This is a genomic window from Micromonospora halotolerans (genome assembly GCF_032108445.1).
Taxonomy (GTDB): Bacteria; Actinomycetota; Actinomycetes; order Mycobacteriales; family Micromonosporaceae; genus Micromonospora; species Micromonospora halotolerans.
The window spans coordinates 4,283,507-4,300,664 of record NZ_CP134876.1; the positions used below are offsets into that span (position 1 = coordinate 4,283,507).

Sequence of the window (17,158 nt, forward strand, 5' to 3'; positions counted from 1 at the left end):
GACAGCCGGTGCGCGAAGTGACGTTCAGCGGTATTCCTACTGACCGTAAGTTACACCCTTGTTACGTGGTCGGCCCGGGACGCGGGTGTCTCGCGATCCGGGCGTCGGGTGCCCGCCGGTCAGACGACGGCGCCGTCGTCCGGGTCGTGCTCGTCGGAGTCGCCGGGGCGCAGCCGCCAGATCAGCATCACGAAGCCGGCCAGGATGCCGGTGAAGCCGAGCAGGGTCACCACCGACGGGTCGACCACCGACAGCACGGTGGGCGACAGGAACAGCAGGAACCCGACCACGATGCAGAGCACGCCCAGCACCGCGTACTTCGAGAAGCGCGGCAGCGGGGGCGGCGGTGGCGGGGTGAAGTGCTCCTCGTCCTCGTCGCCGGGCAGGTCGGCGCCGAAGGTGTCCAGGCCGTCCAGGAGCGAGGGCTCGTCCTGCGGCCCGCGGCTCAGCGAGATGCCGGAGACGTCGGCCGCGTAGGGCAGCCGGCGCACGTCGGTGGCGGTCGGACCGGCGGTCTCCTCGGCGCGGCCCGGTGCGCCGCCGCCCGGGGTGGTCGGGTCCACCGGCTCGTCGACGTCCTCCGCGGCCGGCCAGGGGTGGCTCCCGGCGCTCGGCGCGGTGTGGAAACCGGCGACGATCTTCGCCCACTCGGCCTCGATGTCCGGCTCGTCGTCGCGGGTCGGCTCGCGGCCCTCCTCGTCGGTGAGCTGGGTGAGGTAGTCGCGGGCGGTGGTCAGGTGGGAGCGGTCGACGTAGAGCCGGTCGACCGGGCGGGACGGGACGGTGGTGGTGCGGGTCACCGGGTTGAGGTCGGCCGAGGGCTGCAGGTAGGCGGCGATCCCGCCCGCGGCGAGCACGTCGAGCAGGTGCTCACCGACACGCGGATCGACGTCGCCCGCGACCGCGTACTCGGCCGCGTCGAGCCCGTTGTCCCGCCGTCCCCGACGGGGCCCACCCCCTGACACCGGACACCCCCTTCACCGCATCGTCGTGCCCTGAATCCTGACACGCCGGGACCCGGTTCCGGGAGTGCGTTGTGGCGTGCCGCTCCCTGTTCGTACGCTCTTCCCCGACAGTCCCGCTCGCCGACGGCGCCCCGGGCACGGTCCCGGCGGCCCCGGCGACCGTCGCCCGTCACGCTCCCGCCTGGAAGGACCCCGGTGCTGTACTGGCTGCTGAAGTACATCATCCTCGGCCCGCTGCTGAGGTTGATCTTCCGCCCGCAGGTGGAGGGGCTGGAGAACGTCCCGGAGGACGGCCCGGTGATCCTGGCCAGCAACCACCTCTCGTTCTCGGACTCGATCTTCACCCCGCTGATCGTCAAGCGAAAAGTCACATTCATCGCGAAAGCCGAATACTTCACCGGCAAGGGCCTCAAGGGCTGGCTGACCAAGATGTTCTTCGTCGGCTCCGGCACCATTCCGGTGGACCGCTCCGGCGGCCGGGCGGCCCGCGCCGCCCTGGACACCCAGCTCAACGTGTTGCGCTCCGGCGGCATCGCGGGCATCTACCCGGAGGGCACCCGCTCGCCGGACGGCCGGCTCTACCGGGGCAAGACCGGGGTGGCCCGGCTCGCCCTGGAGAGCGGCGCCCCGGTCGTGCCGATGGCCATGCTCAACTCCGACGCCATCCAGCCGACCGGTCAGATCGTCCCCAACCTCGGCCGGGTGCGGATCCGCTTCGGCGCGCCGCTCGACTTCTCCCGCTACGCCGGGATGTCCGGCGACCGGTTCGTCGAGCGCGCCGTCACCGACGAGATCATGTACGAACTCATGGAACTCTCCGGCCGCGAGTACGTGGACGTGTACGCGCAGAAGGCGAAGGCCCGGCCCCGCGAGCCGGTGCCCGCCTGAGTCAGCCGGCCCCGGCGATCCGGAGCAGGCCGCCGGCGGCGTGCCGTTCGGCGAACGCGCGCACCGTGGCCAGCGTCTCCGCCGCGGCCGCCGGATCCACCTCGGTCAGCGGCCCCACCGCGAGGGCGGACGCGATGACGTGGTCGGTGACGTCGGTCATCTCCGCGTAGCTCTCCGCCGCCGCGCTGAACAGCCGGGCGGCCCGCCGCGCGTCGCCGTCCCGCCGGGCCAGCGCCGCGTCGGCGGACCGGCCGGCCGCCTGCGCCCAGCGCGTCGTGCGCGGGGCGCGGGCCAGCAGGTCCCGGACCAGGAGCGCGGCCTCGTCACCGAGCACCCCCGCCACGTGCCCGACCGCCGGCACCCACTCCGCGAACGGGATCATCCGGGTCCGCCGCCAGTCGGCGTCGAGTTCGGCGAGCAGCGCCAGCGCCTCCTCCCGGCGGCCCTGCACCGCGCGGCACAACGCGGCGTGCGCCACGGTCGACCGCAGCACCCGGAGAAAGCCACTGCGCCGGGCGGCGACCAGCGCCTGGTCCACCAGGTCGGCGCCCGCCTCGTCCGTGCCGTCACCGGCGGGCACGTCGCCGAGCGCGCGGATCCAGCCGGAGACCGCCACGATGTGCAGGTCCCATTCGTCGGTGGGGCGCCGGATCGACCCCTCGGCCATCCGCAACGCCGCCGTCCAGTCCCCGCTGTAGTACGACCGGGTCCACTGGTCGGCGAAGCTCACCGTGAGGCCGTGCTCGCCGGCCAGGTCCAGCGAGCGCTGCTCGTCGACCAGGCGGGCCGAGCCGGTCAGGTCGCCCTCCTCCTGCAGCGCCCAGGCCAGGTTGTGCACCGCGCGCCGGCGGCTGGTCAGCCGCTCCACCCGGCACTCCTCGGTCACCTCGGCGAGCTCGGCGTACGCCCCCTCGACGCCGGCCTGGTAGCGCGCCACCGCCAGGGTGATCCGGGCGTTCGCCCGCGCCTCACGCAGCTCCAGCCGCTCGGCCAGCTCGGCGGCGGCCTTGGCGGCGGCGCACGCGGGCTCGGCCTCCGCGTCCAGCATGTGCATCCGGGCCAGCTCCAGCAGCGCGCCGACCTTGTCCTCGCTGTCCGGCAGCTCGGCGTGCAGCCGGATCGCCCGGTCCAGGCAGCGCAGCGTCTCCGACCGGTCCGCCCGGGCCCACGCCGCGGTGGCCAGCAACCGCCACGCCTTCGCCGCGCCCGGCAGGTCGCCCGCCCCCGCCAGCCGGTCGGCCAGCGCGGTGAGCAGATCCGTGCCCCCGCCCACCAGGAACCCGTCGCGGTCCCGGTAGAACGCCAGCTCCGCCTCGAACAGCTCGAGGGACGGGTCCGGTCCGCAGTCCACCGCCAGCGTGCGGCCGATCAGCGTGGCGGCGGTGTCCAGCGCGTGCAGCGCGTACGCCCGCCGGGCGGCCCGGTGCAGCGCGCTCCGGGTGGCCGGGGCGTACGGGGTCGGGTCGAGGCCGACCGTGCGGGCGATCTCGTGCGCCGCCCACCGGTGGTTCGCCAGCACCTCGGCCAGGTCGTGCTGCCGTCCGTCGGCCAGCTGCTCGAGCCAGTCGGCGGTGCGCTGGTGCCGGGTGACCCGCTCCGCCCGGGGCAGGCGCTGGTAGCAGACGTCCCGCACCAGGATGTGCCGGAACCGGTACTCGGGCTGGCCCGGCATGGACGAGGCGGGCAGCTCGTAGACGAGGTCGCGGCGCTGGAGGCGGTGCAGCGCCCGCTCCACCCACTCCGCGGGCCGGCCCAGGGCCAGGGCCACCGGCGCCGCCCAGAACTGCACGCCCACCACCGAGGCGGCCTGGAGGACCGCCCGGTCGGCCGGGTCGAGCAGGTCCAGCCGGTTCGCGATGACCGCCTGGACGGTTCGCGGCATCCCCGTCCCACCCATCGGGTCCAGCGGTGGGAGGGCCGTCGTCCGGTCGACGAGCCCGCCGTCGAGCAGCATCCGCGCGTACTCCTGGGCGTACAGCGGATTGCCGTCGGCGAACTCGAGCAGCGGCCCGCGGGCCTCCGCCGGCAGGGTGGCGTGGCCGAGCAGCAGCGAGTAGAGGCTGTCGATGTCCCCGTCGTGCATGGGCGGCACCGAGATGGACATCGCGCCGCTGATCGTGCCCGTCCACGCCGGATGCCGTTCACGCAGCTCCGGGCGGGCGGTCGCGATCACCAGCAGCGGCACGTTGCGGGCGGCCGCGCCGAGCTGCTCGACGAAGGAGAGCATCGTCTCGTCCGCCCAGTGCATGTCCTCGAAGACGAGCACCGTGGGACCGGTCGCGGCCAGGTTGAGCAGGAACCGCCGCCAGGCCGCCTCGGTCTCGGCGGAGGTGAGCCGCTCGCCGGCCACGCCGACCAGCGGGCCCAGCGCCTCGGCCAGCCGCACCGAGTGCGGGTCGGCCAGCCGGCCCAACCGGTCCCGCAGGCGCTCGCGCATGGCGGCGGGATCGTCCGAGTCGGGCAGCCCGATCCAGCTCCGGACGATGTCGGCCAGGGCGGCGTAGGTGACGTTCTCCCCGAACGGCGGGCAGTGCCCGATCAGCCAGGTCACCCGCGCGCCGGGCAGGTTCGCCGCGTGCCGGGCCAGCTCGCGCAGCAGCCGGCTCTTGCCCACCCCCGCCGGCCCGAAGACCGTGAGCAGCTGGGAGGTGCGTTCGGTGACGGTGCGGTGCAGCGCGCTGACCAGCAGGCCCCGCTCGTGGTCCCGGTCGACCATCGGGGTCAGCTCGGCGGTCTGCCCGTCCCGCCGGGGCTTGGCGCGGACGGCCAACCAGATCCGGCTGACCGCCGACCGCCCTCGGAGGGTGACGGGTGGCTGGTCGGCGTACTCCATCTCGTGCCGGGTGGCCGCCCAGGTGCTCTCGTCGACCACGACGCCGCCGGCGGGCGCCAGCCCCTGCAACCGGGAGGCCGTGTTGACCACGTCACCGGTGACGAACGCCTGGCCGCCGTCACGGGCGGCGGCGAGGTCGACCAGGGCCTCGCCGGTGGCGATGCCGACCCGGAACTCGAGCGGCGGGTGCGGGCCGGCCGACTGCCGGGCGAGGCTCCGGTGCAGCTCCAGCGCCGCCCGTACGCAGCGCAGCGCGTCGTTGTCCGTCGCCACCGGCGCCCCGAACAGCGCCATCACGGCGTCGCCGATGTACTTCTCCACCACGCCGCCGTACTGGTGCACCAGCCGGCGGACCGTGCCGAAGTACGCCTGCTGGAGCCCGCGGGCCTGCTCCGGGTCGGCCCGTTCGGCGTAGGTGGTGAAGTCCACGATGTCGATGAAGAGCACGCTGACCTGCCGGCGGTCCTCCTGCACCGAGACGGCGTGGTCGCGCAACGGCTGCCCGCAGTTGGTGCAGAAGTTCGCTCCGGCGTTGTTGGCGTGACCGCAGCCCGGACAGGTCGCCGCGAGGGGCCGGCCGCAGCCGCCGCAGTAACGGTCGTCCGGCCCGGCGGTCCGGGAGCAGTGTCCACAGGTGAGGTCGATGTCCAGCTCCGTACGCGTGAGGTCCCCATCGTCTCGCGCGACCGCGCAGTCGGGTACCCGACGGGTCGGCGGGACGTCACGGCTGATCGGCCGGGTCTAGTGTTCCGTACCAGGAAGTTCCGTCGACAGGGAGAGTGCCGTGCACGTCCGGCTGTCCGCCTCCTGGACCGATCCACGAGGGACGGTGTGGGCGCCGGGAGACACGGTCGACGTCGACGCTGTCACCCTCGCCGAACTGGAGGAAAAAGGCATGGTAGAGCAGCCGGGCACTGGATCGACCGAGACCACGACGACGACCACGCCCAAGGAGACCGACCCGAAGAAGATCGGCCCCGGCCCGAGCGCGCCGCCGGCCGACACCACCGGGAAGTGACACAGTCGGTGGGGCCGGCGGCGGTGCCGCCGGCCCCACCGACTCTGTGCTGCTGAGGCGAGCGTCGCCCGGCGAGTGGGCCGGTCAGCGGTCGTTCATGCCGGCGCGGCGGCGCAGCGCGGCCACGTCGGTGACCACGATCCGGCGGCCCTCGGTGCGCAGCCAGCCGCGGCTGGCGAAGGAACCGATGGCCTGGTTGACGCTCTGTCGCGAGCCGCCGGCCATCTCGGCGAGCTGGCTCTGGTTGAGCTCGATGGTGATCATCGGCGCCTGGCTCTCGCCGGCCAACCGGACCAGCGTCTTGGCCACCCGGCCGGGCAGGTCGAGGAAGACGTGGTCGGCGTTCTGCTCGGTGAGCCGCCGGATCAGCTGGCCGAGGGAGCGCATCACCGCGTCGAGGATGCGCGGGTTGGAGTGCACCAGCTCCATGAAGGCCGGCCGGGACAGCGCCAGCGCGGCGCAGTCCTCGATCGCCTCGGCCGACGCCGACCGGGTGGAGGCGTCCAGCAGGGAGACCTCGCCCAGCACGTCCGGCGGTCGGATGACCGACAGCACCGCACGCTCGCCGGTCGGTGCGGTGCGGAACACCGCGACGGCGCCGCGGCGCAGCACGATCAGCGACTCGCCGGGGTCGTTCTCGACGAACAGCAGCTGGCCCTTGCGGTAGGTGCGCGGCACGGCTGCGGCGATGACCCGCTGCCGCACCTCCGGCTCCAGCCCGGCGAACATCTCGACGCCCGTGAGCGCGTCACCCGGCTCCGGCAGGCGCATCTCCACGGCCCAACCCCTCCCCGGTCAAGGACCACATCCCGCACACCGGGTGAACCTGTCATCCCCGGCACGAGGCATCTCAACCGGTTCGGCGTCCGGTAGCGGTACACATCAGATCATGACGGTCCCGTCGCGTGCTGTACACCCCTGGAGACACTTCCGTGACCGTCCCCAGCTGCGGTGGCCTGCCGTCCCGGTTCGGCGGCGGCCCCGGCGACCGGCCGGTGACGGCGGTGGGCGAGGATGGTGCCGATGGTCTACCGCTACTTCTACGACTGCGAGTTCATCGAGGACGGCCGGACCGTCGACCTGGTGTCGATCGGCGTCGTCGACGAGCACGGCCGCGAGTTCTACGCGGTCTCCACCGAGTTCGACGACTCCCGGGCGGTGCCCTGGGTGCGCCGCAACGTGCTGGACAAGCTCCCCTCGCCGGCCGACCGGGCCTGGCGGTCGCGGGAGCGGATCCGCGACGACCTCTACGAGTTCCTGATGGCGCCGGTCCGGGACCGGCCGGGGGAGCAGCTGGAGCTCTGGGCCTGGTACGCGGCGTACGACCACGTCGTGCTGGCGCAGCTCTGGGGGGCGATGCCGGCGCTGCCCCGGGAGATCCCGCGGTTCACCAAGGAACTGCGCCAGCTCTGGGACGACCGGGGCCGGCCGCGGCTGCCGGAGGCCGAGGCGGGCCGGCACGACGCGCTGGTCGACGCCCGGCACAACCTGGCCCGCTGGCGGGCCATGACCACCCGGTGACCTCTCGGCAGGTTTGACCGGTTCTGTCCCGGGCACGGTTCGGCTCGAACCGATCGCGAGGGAGGGGCGCATGAGCCAGCAGCCGACCAGCGCCGAGGATGGCCGCCGCCGGGTCACCGAGCTGATCCGGGACGCGCGAATCTGCCTGCTGACCACCACCGCAGTCGACGGGCGGCTGGTCAGCCGCCCGATGGGGCTCCAGGAGGCCGAGTTCGACGGCGACCTGTGGTTCTTCGCGTACGCGGACTCCGCGAAGGTCCGCCAGATCCGGGTCAACCCGCAGGTCAACGTCGGCTTCTCCGACCAGCGGCACCACGCCTGGGTGTCGGTCGCCGGCACGGCGGTCGAGCAGTGGGACCGGGCCCGGGCCGGGCGGCTGTGGAACCCGCTGCTGAAGGCGTGGTTCCCGGACGGGCTGGACACCCCGGGCATCACGCTGCTCCGGGTGCACGCCGGCTCGGCCGAGTACTGGGACGCGCCGGGCAACCGGGTGGTGAACCTGCTCGGCCTCGCCCGGGCGGCGGTCACCGGGCAGCCGCCGGAGGCGGGGGAGAACCGCGAGGTCAGCTACTGAACGGTAGCCGGCCCGGGGTGCGGGACGGGCCGGGCCGCGGTGCCGGCGGACAGCCACGCCGACTACAGTGCGCAGTGACGGCCCGCCCCGGGCCGGCAACGGCGCCGATGGTCTGATCTGACACATATCCTGGGGCTTATCCGGGCTTCACCTGATGCTCCAGGAGGATGAGCAGATCATGCGTATCGGCGTGCTCACCGGCGGCGGCGACTGCCCAGGTCTCAATGCGGTGATTCGGGCGGTGGTCCGCAAGGGCGTCGCCACCTACGGTCACGAGTTCGTGGGCTTCCGGGACGGCTGGAAGGGCCCGCTGGAGGGCCTGTCCAGGCCGCTGGGCATCGCGGACGTCCGTGGCATCCTGCCGCGCGGCGGCACCATTCTCGGCTCGTCCCGGACCAACCCGTTCAAGATCGACGGCGGCGTGGAGCGGATCAAGGACAACCTCGCCGCGCAGGGCGTGGACGCGCTCATCGCGATCGGCGGCGAGGACACCCTCGGGGTCGCCACCAAGCTGCACGAGCTGGGCGTCCACGTCATCGGCGTGCCGAAGACCATCGACAACGACCTCGGCGCCACCGACTACACCTTCGGCTTCGACACCGCCGTGAACATCGCCATGGAGGCGATCGACCGGCTGCACACCACGGCGGAGAGCCACCACCGCACCCTGGTCGTCGAGGTGATGGGCCGGCACGCCGGCTGGATCGCCCTGCACGCCGGCCTCGCCGGGGGCGCCAACGTGATCCTGCTGCCGGAGCGGCAGTTCGACGTCGAGCAGGTCGCCGGCTACGTCGAGAAGCGCTTCCAGCACCAGTACGCCCCGATCGTCGTGGTCGCCGAGGGCGCCCAGCCGCTGGACGGCCAGATGGTGCTGCACAACCAGGAGCTCGACGCGTTCGGCCACGTCCGCCTCGGCGGCATCGGCCAGTGGCTCGCCGAGCAGCTGGAGGCGAAGACCGGCAAGGAGGCCCGCACCGTGGTGCTCGGCCACATCCAGCGCGGCGGCACCCCGACCGCGTTCGACCGGGTGCTCGCCACCCGGCTGGGCCTGCACGCGATCGACGCCGCCAACGAGGGCGACTGGGGCAAGATGGTCGCGATGCAGAGCACGGACATCGTCCGCGTCCCCCTCGCCGAGGCCACCCGGGAGCTGAAGACCGTGCCGCTGGAGCGGTACGCCGAGGCCGAGGTCTTCTTCGGCAGCTGACCGACGGCGGGCGGCGCGGCGGGGTCCTCCGGCGAGGCCCCGCCGCGCCGCGCCTCCACCGAGAGGGGTACGGCTCATGGCACCCGAGGTGCACACGGTCGCGGTGATCGGCGCGGGCAAGATCGGCGAGCTGATGCTCTCCGGGCTGCTCCGCTCCGGCTGGCCGGTCGAGCGGCTGCTCGCCACCGCCCGGCGACCGGCTCGCGCGGAGGAACTGACCGCCCGGTACGGCGTCCGCGTGGTGGACAACCTGACCGCGGTGGACGAGGCCGAGGTGCTCGCCGTCTCGGTCAAGCCGCAGGACGCGGCCGCCCTGCTGGACGAGATCGGCCCGAAGGTGCCGGCCGACAAGCTGGTCATCTCGCTCTGCGCCGGCCTGCCCACCGCCTTCTTCAACCGCCGGCTGCCCGAGGGCACCCCGGTGGTCCGGGTCATGACCAACACCCCGGCCCTGGTCGACGAGGCGATGAGCGCCATCTCGCCCGGCGCGCACGCCAGCGGCGCGCACCTGGCCCTGGCCGAGGAGATGTTCAAGCCGCTTGGCGCCACCCTCCGGGTGCCCGAGTCCCAGCAGGACGCGGTGACCGCGCTCTCCGGCTCCGGTCCGGCCTACTTCTACCTGCTGGTCGAGGCCATGATCGACGCGGGCATCCTGCTCGGCCTGCCCCGGCAGGTGGCGCACGAGCTGATCGTGCAGACCGCCATCGGCTCGGCCGTGATGCTGCGCGACTCCGGTGAGCACCCGGTGAAGCTCCGCGAGGCGGTCACGTCGCCGGCCGGCACCACCATCTCCGCCATCCGGGAGCTGGAGAACCACGGCGTCCGCGCGGCCATGCTGGCGGCCCTCGAAGCGGCCCGCGACCGGGCCCGCGAACTGGCCGCCCAGGCCGACTGAGCGGCCCGGCCACCCCCGAGCCGGCTTCGCTCTCCCGCGGCGTGCCCCATACTGGCGCGGTGTTCACTCTCGCCCAGGCGCGACACCTGGTGGCCACCCTGCGGCCGCGCGTCGACGAGCTGATCCGGCACCGCGCCGACCTGGCCGAACTGCGCATGGACCTGGCCGACCACCGGGTCAGCTCCCTCGGTGGGCTGGCCGAGGTGAAGGCCCTGGAGGCCCGGCTGCACGCCGTCGTGGAGGAGTTCCACCAGCACGGCATCCAGGTCAAGGGGATCGCCCCGGTGCTGCTCGACTTCCCCGGCGAGCGGGACGGCCGGGCGGTGCTCTGGTGCTGGCTGGAGGGCGACACCGACATCCGCTGGTACCACCGGGTGGAGTGCGGCTTCGCCGGCCGCCGCCCGGTCTGACCGGCCGGCGCCGGCCGCCGTCCGATCCGACCCGCCGGGACTGCCGCCGCCCGGTCCGACCCGTCAGCCCAGGGTGGCCAGCACGGCCGGCGCGACGTTGCCGCCGCTGAGCACCAGGACGGTCCGCTCGCCGGGCGTCACCTCGACCAGCCCGGCCCGCAACGCCGCCAGGGTGACCGCGGCGGCCGGCTCCACCAGCAGCTTCGTGGCCTGCACCAGCTCGGCCCAGGCGGGCAGGACGGCCGCCTCGGGCACCTCCACCACGGCGTCGACCAGCGCCCGGACGTGGGCCAGGGTGTGCCGCCCGGCGAACGGGGCGGCCAGGCCGTCGGCGACCGAGGCGGGGCGGAACGGCGGGGTGGGCGTCCCGGTCCGCAGGGCGTACGACATGGCGTTGGCCCCGTCCGGCTCCACCCCGACGATCCGCGTGCCCGGTGACCCGGCCCGGATCGCCGCGGCGATCCCGCTGATCAGCCCGCCGCCGCCCACCGGCACGAGCACCAGGTCCGGCGGCGGGCCGTCGGCCAGGATCTCCCGCCCGACGGTGGCCTGACCGGCGATCACGTCCGGGTCGTCGAAGGGCGCGAGGAGGTGGAAGCCGCGCTCGGCGTTGATCGCCTCGGCGGTGGCCAGCAGGTCGTCGGTGAGCACCGCCTCGGCGCCGAGCCGGCGGACCGTGGCCAGCTTGCCGGGCACCGCGTGTGGCGGCATGCAGACCACCGCGGGCAGCCCGGCGGCGCGGGCCACGTGGGCCACCGCGATCGCGTGGTTGCCGGCGGAGAACGCCACCAGCCCGGCCGGTGTGCCTTCGCGCTCGGCGTGGGCGAGCAGCGCGTTGGTGGCGCCGCGCACCTTGAAGCTCCCGGTGTGCTGCAGGTTCTCGGCCTTCACGGCCAGCCGGAGGCCCAGGTCGGCGCCGAGGACCGGCGCGTCCAGCAGCGGGGTGCGGACCACCCGCCCGTCGAGGCGCCGTTCGGCCGCCGTCATGTCGTCCCCGGTGATCAACCGCACCCGCCGAGCCTAGCCCGCGCCGCACGATGACGAAAACCTTCAGCGGGGATTGCTGCCTCGGCAACGATTTGTAGCGATAAGCGTCTATCGGCAACCGGCGCGAAACGATGATCTTTCGCGGGCATCCGATTCATTGGTATCTATCTCTCACCACCACTTCCCACCCCAGGAGTGCGACGTGCGGAGATCCCGTCTTGCCACCCTCGCCCTGACCCTGGCCGCCTCGTTCGGCATCACGCTGACCCTGGCCGCTCCCGCCCAGGCGGCCCCGGCCGACCGCTACGTCGCTCTCGGCGACTCGTACGCCTCCGGCGTCGGCGCCGACAGCTACACCTCCGAGAGCGGGTCCTGCCTGCGCAGCACCAACGCCTACCCGGCGCTCTACAACACCAACATCAGGCCGGCCTCGTACCGGTCGGTCGCCTGCTCCGGCGCGACCACCACGGACGTCATCAACAACCAGCTCTCGGCGCTCTCCTCGACCACCACGCTGGTCAGCGTCACCATCGGCGGCAACGACGTCGGCTTCTCCAGCATCATGAGCACCTGCGTGCTCCAGGGGGAGACCCAGTGCGTGTCCGCGATCCAGGCCGCCGAGGACAAGGCCCGCACGCAGCTCCCCGGCAAGCTGGCGAACGTCTACAACGGCATCCGGAGCCGCGCACCCTCGGCCCGGGTCGTGGTGGTGGGCTACCCGGTCTTCTACCAGCTCGGCACGGTCTGCGTCGGGCTGAGCGCCACCTCCCGGGCGAAGATCAACGAGGGGATCAACCTGGTCGACGACATCACCCGCACGGCGGCCACCTCGGCCGGCTTCACGTTCGCCGACGTCCGCTCGATCTTCGTGGGCCACCAGCTGTGCAGCTACGGCGAGAAGTGGCTGCACGCTTTGAACGTCCTGAACCTCACGAAGTCGTACCACCCGACGGCCGCGGGGCAGTCCGGTGGCTACTACCCGGTGTTCCGCTCCGCCGCGGGCTGAACCGGCGCGGGCCCGGGGTGCGCACACCCCGGGCCCCGTCGCCGGCTCAGTAGAGCAGGTACGGACGCCGCTGCCGCTCGAAGGCCGCCAGCTCGTCGGCCCAGGCGCCGACCACGTCGTCCACGTCGGCTCCGGCGTCGATCATCGTGCGCAGCCGGGGCGAGCCGGTCAGCTTGTCCACCCAGTACGGCCGGACGGTGTCGTACGAGTCGAACCGCCACGCGAACGCCGGGTACTTCCGCGCCTCCACCAGCATGGCCACCGCGGTGCGGATCGGGTCGTACGCGGACCGGTCGACGACCTTGACCTCGACACCGGCGCAGAGCTTGTTGAGCAGGGCCGGCTTCTGCCCCGCGGCGGTCGGGGAGAAGTAGGCCTCGCGGAACTCGACGCCCGGCAGGTTCCGGGCGTTGAGCCGGTCTCCCCAGTGGTGGTCGAAGTCGCCGGCGAGCCCGCCGATCAGCTCGAACGGCCGGCAGGTGCCCCGCCCCTCGGTGATCGAGGCGACGCCCTCGAACAGGCAGGTGCCGGGGTAGACCAGCGCGGTGTCCGGCGTGGGCATGTTCGGACTGGGCATCACCCACGGCAGGTCGGTGTCGGCGGCGAGCCGGTCACGCTTCCAGTTCCGGCACCGCACCACCTCCAGCTCGACCGGGCGGCCGGCGTCGGCGGGCAGGAACTCCGCGTTGAAGAACCGGGCCAGCTCGCCGACGGTCATGCCGTGCTGCTGGACGATCTCCTTCAGCCCCACGCCGGAGGTGAAGGCGGGCGTCATCATGGGCCCGCGCGCCCGCCCGCCCACCGGGTTGGGCCGGTCGAGCACGACGTACCGCTTGCCGACCCGGGCCGCGGCGACCATCGACGTGTACATCGTCCAGATGTACGTGTAGAAGCGGGCGCCCACGTCCTGGATGTCGAAGACGATCGTGTCCACGCTGGCGGTCGTGAACAGGCTCTCCCACTTGGCCTGACTGGCGCCGTACGCGTCGTAGACCGTGATGCCGGTGCGGGCGTCCGTCCCGGTGCCCTCGCTGCCGCCGGCCTGGGCGGAGCCCCGGAAACCGTGTTCGGGGCCGAACGCCGCGACGACCTGCACGCGGCCCGAGGCGTGCATGAGGTCGACCAGGTGTCGGTAGGCCGAGTCCACGCCCGTGGGGTTGGAGACCACCCCCACCCGCTGGCCGGCCAGTGCGGCGAATCCGGAATCGACCAGCACGTCCAGGCCGGTCGCCACCCGGCGGACGCCGGGCACTGCCTGCCCCGGCGTGCCCGGGCCCGTCGCGACCACCGCGCCCGCGGTGACCGCGCCCGCGCCGGCCAGGAACCTTCTGCGCTCCATCATGACCTCCTCGTCCGGGGGTCATTGAAACTTAGCTACAGCTCGATGGGCGGTCAAGGAAGGTTCCCTACAAGGCGGCGTCAGCCGACCGGCAGCACCTTCTCGACGGCGGCGCGCAGCTCGGGGGCGTCCGGGGTCACCGTCGGGGCGAACCGGGCCGCCACTGTGCCGTCCGGCGCGACGAGGAACTTCTCGAAGTTCCACCGCACGTCACCGGTGTGCCCCTCGGCGTCCGGCGTGGACACCAGCTCGGCGTAGAGCGGGTGCCGGTGCGGCCCGTTGACGTCGACCTTCTCCGTCAGCGGGAACGTCACGCCGTAGTTGACCTGGCAGAACTCCTCGATCTCGGCGGCGCTGCCCGGCTCCTGGCCGGCGAACTGGTTGCACGGCACGCCGAGCACGGTCAGGCCCCGGTCCGCGTACTCGTCGGCGAGGGCCTGGAGGCCGGCGTACTGCGGGGTGAGGCCGCACCGGGAGGCCACGTTGACCACCAGCAGGGCGCGGCCGCGGTAGCGCCCGAGGTCGGCCGGCCCGCCGGCGAGGGCGTCGATCTGCACGTCGAAAACGGTCATGGCACGAGGCTACGGGGCCGCGAGGCTCCGTCGACGCCGGACCCAAGGAATCGATGTATCTACATCTTGACGAAGTGGTGACGCGTGAGTAGCGTCTCAGCATCCAATCTGGAAAGTTTCCTAACTGTTTGGGGAGACGCCGTATGAAGAGATCGCTCCGCCGGGCCCTGTGGGCCACCGGCGCCGTGGTCGCGCTCGCGGTCGCGGCGGTGCCGATGGCGACCGCCTCCGCCGCGGGAAGCGTCACCGCCACATTCACCAAGGTGCAGGACTGGGGGACCGGTCACGAGACGAGGGTGACCATCACCAACGGCACGAGCGCCAGCGTCGCCACCTGGCGCGTCGAGTTCGACCTGCCCGCGGGCACCACCGTCAGCAGCTCCTGGGACGCCGACGTCACCAGCAGCGGCAACCACTACGTGGCGGTCAAGAAGAGCTGGGCCGGCCCGCTCGCGCCGGGCGCCAGCTTCAGCTGGGGCTACAACGGCACCGGGGCGTACAAGGCGCCCCTGACCTGCACGGTCAACGGCGCGTCCTGCTCCGGCGGCGGCACTCCTCCGACCACGACCCCGCCCACCACGACGCCGCCGACGACCACCCCGCCCACCACGACGCCGCCCACGACCACCCCGCCCACGACCACCCCGCCCACCACGACCCCGCCGACCGGGGGCAAGAAGGTGGTCGGCTACTTCGCCGAGTGGGGCGTCTACGGCCGGAACTACCACGTGAAGAACATCCACACCAGCGGGTCCGCCGCCAAGCTCACCCACGTCCTGTACGCCTTCGGCAACACCACCGGCGGCCGGTGCAGCATCGGTGACAGCTACGCCGACTACGACAAGGCGTACACCGCCGCGGACAGCGTCGACGGCGTGGCCGACACCTGGGACCAGCCGCTGCGCGGCAGCTTCAACCAGCTGCGCAAGCTCAAGAAGATGTACCCGAACCTGAAGGTGATCTGGTCCTTCGGCGGCTGGACCTGGTCCGGCGGCTTCACCCAGGCCGCGCAGAACCCGGCCGCGTTCGCCGACTCCTGCTACTCCCTCGTGGAGGACCCGCGCTGGGCGGACGTCTTCGACGGCATCGACGTCGACTGGGAGTACCCGAACGCCTGCGGCCTACAGTGCGACAGCAGCGGCCCGAACGCCTTCAAGAACGTGGTCAGCGCGTTGCGGAGCAGGTTCGGCTCCAGCGCCCTGGTCACCGCGGCGATCACCGCCGACGGCAGCAACGGCGGCAAGATCGACGCGACCGACTACGCCGGGGCCACGCCGTACCTCAACTGGCTCATGCCGATGACGTACGACTACTTCGGCGCCTTCAACGCCCAGGGGCCGACCGCGCCGCACTCCCCGCTCTACTCCTACACCGGGATCCCGCAGCAGGGCTTCTGGTCGGACGCGGCGATCCAGAAGCTCAAGTCCAAGGGCGTGCCGTCGGACAAGCTGCTGCTCGGCGTCGGCTTCTACGGGCGGGGCTGGACCGGCGTGACCCAGAGCGCCCCCGGTGGCACCGCGACCGGCCCGGCGCCCGGCACCTACGAGCAGGGCATCGAGGACTACAAGGTGCTCAGGAACAGCTGCCCGGCCACCGGAACGGTCGGCGGCACCGCCTACGCCAAGTGCGGCAGCAACTGGTGGAGCTACGACACCCCGGCGACCATCGGCGGCAAGATGACCTACGCGAAGAACCAGGGCCTCGGTGGCGCGTTCTTCTGGGAGCTCTCCGGAGACACCAGCAACGGTGAGCTCATCGGCGCCATCAAGGGCGGTCTCGGCTGAGCCGAGGGCCGACGCACCACCCACCCGGCGGGGAGGGGCCGCACCGGCCCCTCCCCGCACGGTGTCCGCTCAGGTACGGATGCTGCGGGCCCGGTGCTCGCGGGGCGAGAGCCCGTACGCGGCACGGAACGCCCGGCTGAAGTGGGCCCGGTCGCGGAAGCCCCAGCGGGCGGCCACCTGGTGCACGGCGAGGTGCCGCAGCCGCGGGTCGGCCAGATCCCGGAAGCAGCGGTCCAGCCGGGCGGTGCGGATCAGGGCCGCCACGCTCGTGTCGCCACCCTCGAAGAGCCGGTGCAGCGCGCGCACCGAGAGGTGGTGCGCCTCGGCCGCGGCGGCCGGGGTGAGCCCGGGGTCGGCCAGATGCTCCCGGATCCACGCCTCCACCCGGGCCCGCAGGCCGGTGATCCGCACCTCCACGGGGAGGTCCCGCTCCGCCTCCACCTGCCCGGCCAGGGTGCCGGCGATCAGATCGAGGGCGATCCGGTCGAGCCGCGGCGCGTCCGCGGCCGCGTACTGCTCGGGATGGGCCACCAGCCGGCGCAGGAAGCCGGCCAGCAGGGCGCCCATCCCGGCGTCGGCGGGGATGGGCGCGGCGAGCAGCGCCGCCGCCCGGTGCGGGGGCAGCGGCAGCGCCCGGTGCGGCACCAGCACGGTCAGCGTCTCCAGCGGGGCGGCGGTGCGGTCCGGCGCGTGCCGGGAGCCGTGCGGGCGGACGGTGTCGATGAGGGCGAAGCCGGACGGGCCGAGCCGGCCCGATCGCCGCTGCTGCGACACCACGCCGTGGCCGTTCAGCGGCAGGGCGAGCTGGTAGAGCTCCGGGTCCGAGCTGCGGATCAGCCGTGGGGTACGGGCCAGCTCCAGTGACGGGTACCGCCAGGCGCCGAGCCGGACCACGCCCAGGTCGACGGCCCGGGCCGAGGCGGCGAAGTCGGCCGCGTGCGCGCTGCTGATCCGGGCGGCCACCGACTCGCGGGCCACGACGTCCTGCCAGAAGTCGAACCGCTCGGCCGGGGGCAACCCGGCGGTGTCGACCGATGCCACGGCGAGGATGACCGTCACCTCCTTGGGGGGTACGCCATTGTCGGCGCCGGCCGGCACGGCGTCCACGGCCCCCCACCAGGTCGATCCGCGTGCCGCTCTGGCCGGCCGGGGTGATCCG

The 17,158-nt window shown here is 73.2% G+C and carries 16 protein-coding genes; 9 read left to right on the forward strand and 7 right to left on the reverse strand.

Annotated elements, in window-relative coordinates; translation table 11 throughout:
- Positions 1–119: 119 nt before the first annotated feature.
- A complete protein-coding gene (locus tag RMN56_RS20430) occupies positions 120–965 on the reverse strand; it encodes a DUF308 domain-containing protein (protein WP_313719108.1) in 846 nt (281 codons plus the stop codon).
- Positions 966–1,160: 195 nt separating this feature from the next.
- On the opposite strand from RMN56_RS20430, the gene RMN56_RS20435 reads away from it, so the two are divergent.
- Positions 1,161–1,853: a lysophospholipid acyltransferase family protein gene (locus RMN56_RS20435; RefSeq protein ID WP_313719109.1), complete on the forward strand. Its 693-nt coding sequence runs from the start codon at positions 1,161–1,163 to the stop codon at positions 1,851–1,853.
- Position 1,854: 1 nt separating this feature from the next.
- Here the strand turns inward: RMN56_RS20435 and RMN56_RS20440 are convergent, their stop codons facing one another.
- The gene (locus tag RMN56_RS20440; RefSeq protein WP_446685820.1) at positions 1,855–5,418 is read right to left on the reverse strand and encodes an ATP-binding protein; all 3,564 of its coding nucleotides are present in this window, start codon (positions 5,416–5,418) and stop codon (positions 1,855–1,857) included.
- A gap of 52 nt (positions 5,419–5,470) precedes the next feature.
- Between RMN56_RS20440 and RMN56_RS20445 the strand changes: the two genes are divergently transcribed.
- A complete protein-coding gene (locus tag RMN56_RS20445; RefSeq protein ID WP_313719110.1) occupies positions 5,471–5,704 on the forward strand; it encodes a hypothetical protein in 234 nt (77 codons plus the stop codon).
- Positions 5,705–5,788: 84 nt separating this feature from the next.
- Here RMN56_RS20445 and RMN56_RS20450 read toward each other — a convergent pair whose 3' ends face one another.
- Positions 5,789–6,481, reverse strand: a complete 693-nt coding sequence (locus tag RMN56_RS20450; RefSeq protein ID WP_091268212.1) for a Crp/Fnr family transcriptional regulator — start codon at positions 6,479–6,481, stop codon at positions 5,789–5,791.
- A gap of 246 nt (positions 6,482–6,727) precedes the next feature.
- Between RMN56_RS20450 and RMN56_RS20455 the strand changes: the two genes are divergently transcribed.
- From RMN56_RS20455 to RMN56_RS20475, 5 genes are all read left to right on the forward strand, one after another.
- Positions 6,728–7,225, forward strand: coding sequence for a polyadenylate-specific 3'-exoribonuclease AS (locus RMN56_RS20455; RefSeq protein WP_313724805.1), 498 nt, complete (start codon positions 6,728–6,730; stop codon positions 7,223–7,225).
- A 70-nt stretch (positions 7,226–7,295) separates the two neighbouring features.
- Positions 7,296–7,799: a pyridoxamine 5'-phosphate oxidase family protein gene (locus RMN56_RS20460; RefSeq protein ID WP_313719112.1), complete on the forward strand. Its 504-nt coding sequence runs from the start codon at positions 7,296–7,298 to the stop codon at positions 7,797–7,799.
- A gap of 178 nt (positions 7,800–7,977) precedes the next feature.
- On the forward strand, positions 7,978–9,006 hold the full coding sequence (locus RMN56_RS20465; protein WP_151461234.1) for a 6-phosphofructokinase: 1,029 nt from the start codon (positions 7,978–7,980) through the stop codon (positions 9,004–9,006).
- Between the two features lie 76 nt (positions 9,007–9,082).
- Positions 9,083–9,901, forward strand: coding sequence for a pyrroline-5-carboxylate reductase (gene proC, locus RMN56_RS20470; protein WP_313719113.1), 819 nt, complete (start codon positions 9,083–9,085; stop codon positions 9,899–9,901).
- A gap of 59 nt (positions 9,902–9,960) precedes the next feature.
- A complete protein-coding gene (locus RMN56_RS20475; RefSeq protein WP_313719115.1) occupies positions 9,961–10,311 on the forward strand; it encodes a DUF2203 domain-containing protein in 351 nt (116 codons plus the stop codon).
- Positions 10,312–10,374: 63 nt separating this feature from the next.
- Here RMN56_RS20475 and RMN56_RS20480 read toward each other — a convergent pair whose 3' ends face one another.
- Entirely contained in the window at positions 10,375–11,322 is a 948-nt protein-coding gene (locus tag RMN56_RS20480) for a threonine ammonia-lyase (RefSeq protein WP_313719116.1), read from the reverse strand.
- Positions 11,323–11,500: 178 nt separating this feature from the next.
- Between RMN56_RS20480 and RMN56_RS20485 the strand changes: the two genes are divergently transcribed.
- Complete coding sequence (locus tag RMN56_RS20485) at positions 11,501–12,304, forward strand: SGNH/GDSL hydrolase family protein (RefSeq protein ID WP_313719117.1); 804 nt, start codon at positions 11,501–11,503, stop codon at positions 12,302–12,304.
- A gap of 46 nt (positions 12,305–12,350) precedes the next feature.
- On the opposite strand, the gene RMN56_RS20490 is transcribed toward RMN56_RS20485, so the two are convergent.
- Both RMN56_RS20490 and RMN56_RS20495 read right to left on the reverse strand, forming a co-directional pair.
- Entirely contained in the window at positions 12,351–13,643 is a 1,293-nt protein-coding gene (locus RMN56_RS20490; protein WP_313719119.1) for an exo-beta-N-acetylmuramidase NamZ family protein, read from the reverse strand.
- Positions 13,644–13,723: 80 nt separating this feature from the next.
- A complete protein-coding gene (locus tag RMN56_RS20495) occupies positions 13,724–14,215 on the reverse strand; it encodes a glutathione peroxidase (RefSeq protein ID WP_313719121.1) in 492 nt (163 codons plus the stop codon).
- A 143-nt stretch (positions 14,216–14,358) separates the two neighbouring features.
- Here RMN56_RS20495 and RMN56_RS20500 point away from each other — a divergent pair, with 143 nt between their 5' ends.
- Entirely contained in the window at positions 14,359–15,999 is a 1,641-nt protein-coding gene (locus RMN56_RS20500; RefSeq protein WP_313719123.1) for a glycosyl hydrolase family 18 protein, read from the forward strand.
- Positions 16,000–16,068: 69 nt separating this feature from the next.
- On the opposite strand, the gene RMN56_RS20505 is transcribed toward RMN56_RS20500, so the two are convergent.
- The gene (locus RMN56_RS20505) at positions 16,069–17,106 is read right to left on the reverse strand and encodes an AraC-like ligand-binding domain-containing protein (RefSeq protein ID WP_313719125.1); all 1,038 of its coding nucleotides are present in this window, start codon (positions 17,104–17,106) and stop codon (positions 16,069–16,071) included.
- Positions 17,107–17,158: the final 52 nt, after the last annotated feature.

Bases quoted from the DNA above. Each gene is read 5' to 3' on its own strand.
- RMN56_RS20500 (WP_313719123.1), top strand. From the start codon at position 14,359: ATGAAGAGATCGCTCCGCCGGGCCCTGTGGGCCACCGGCGCCGTGGTC.
- RMN56_RS20465 (WP_151461234.1), top strand. From the start codon at position 7,978: ATGCGTATCGGCGTGCTCACCGGCGGCGGCGACTGCCCAGGTCTCAAT.
- RMN56_RS20490 (WP_313719119.1), bottom strand. From the start codon at position 13,643: ATGGAGCGCAGAAGGTTCCTGGCCGGCGCGGGCGCGGTCACCGCGGGC.
- RMN56_RS20495 (WP_313719121.1), bottom strand. From the start codon at position 14,215: ATGACCGTTTTCGACGTGCAGATCGACGCCCTCGCCGGCGGGCCGGCC.
- RMN56_RS20460 (WP_313719112.1), top strand. From the start codon at position 7,296: ATGAGCCAGCAGCCGACCAGCGCCGAGGATGGCCGCCGCCGGGTCACC.
- proC (WP_313719113.1), top strand. From the start codon at position 9,083: ATGGCACCCGAGGTGCACACGGTCGCGGTGATCGGCGCGGGCAAGATC.
- RMN56_RS20455 (WP_313724805.1), top strand. From the start codon at position 6,728: ATGGTCTACCGCTACTTCTACGACTGCGAGTTCATCGAGGACGGCCGG.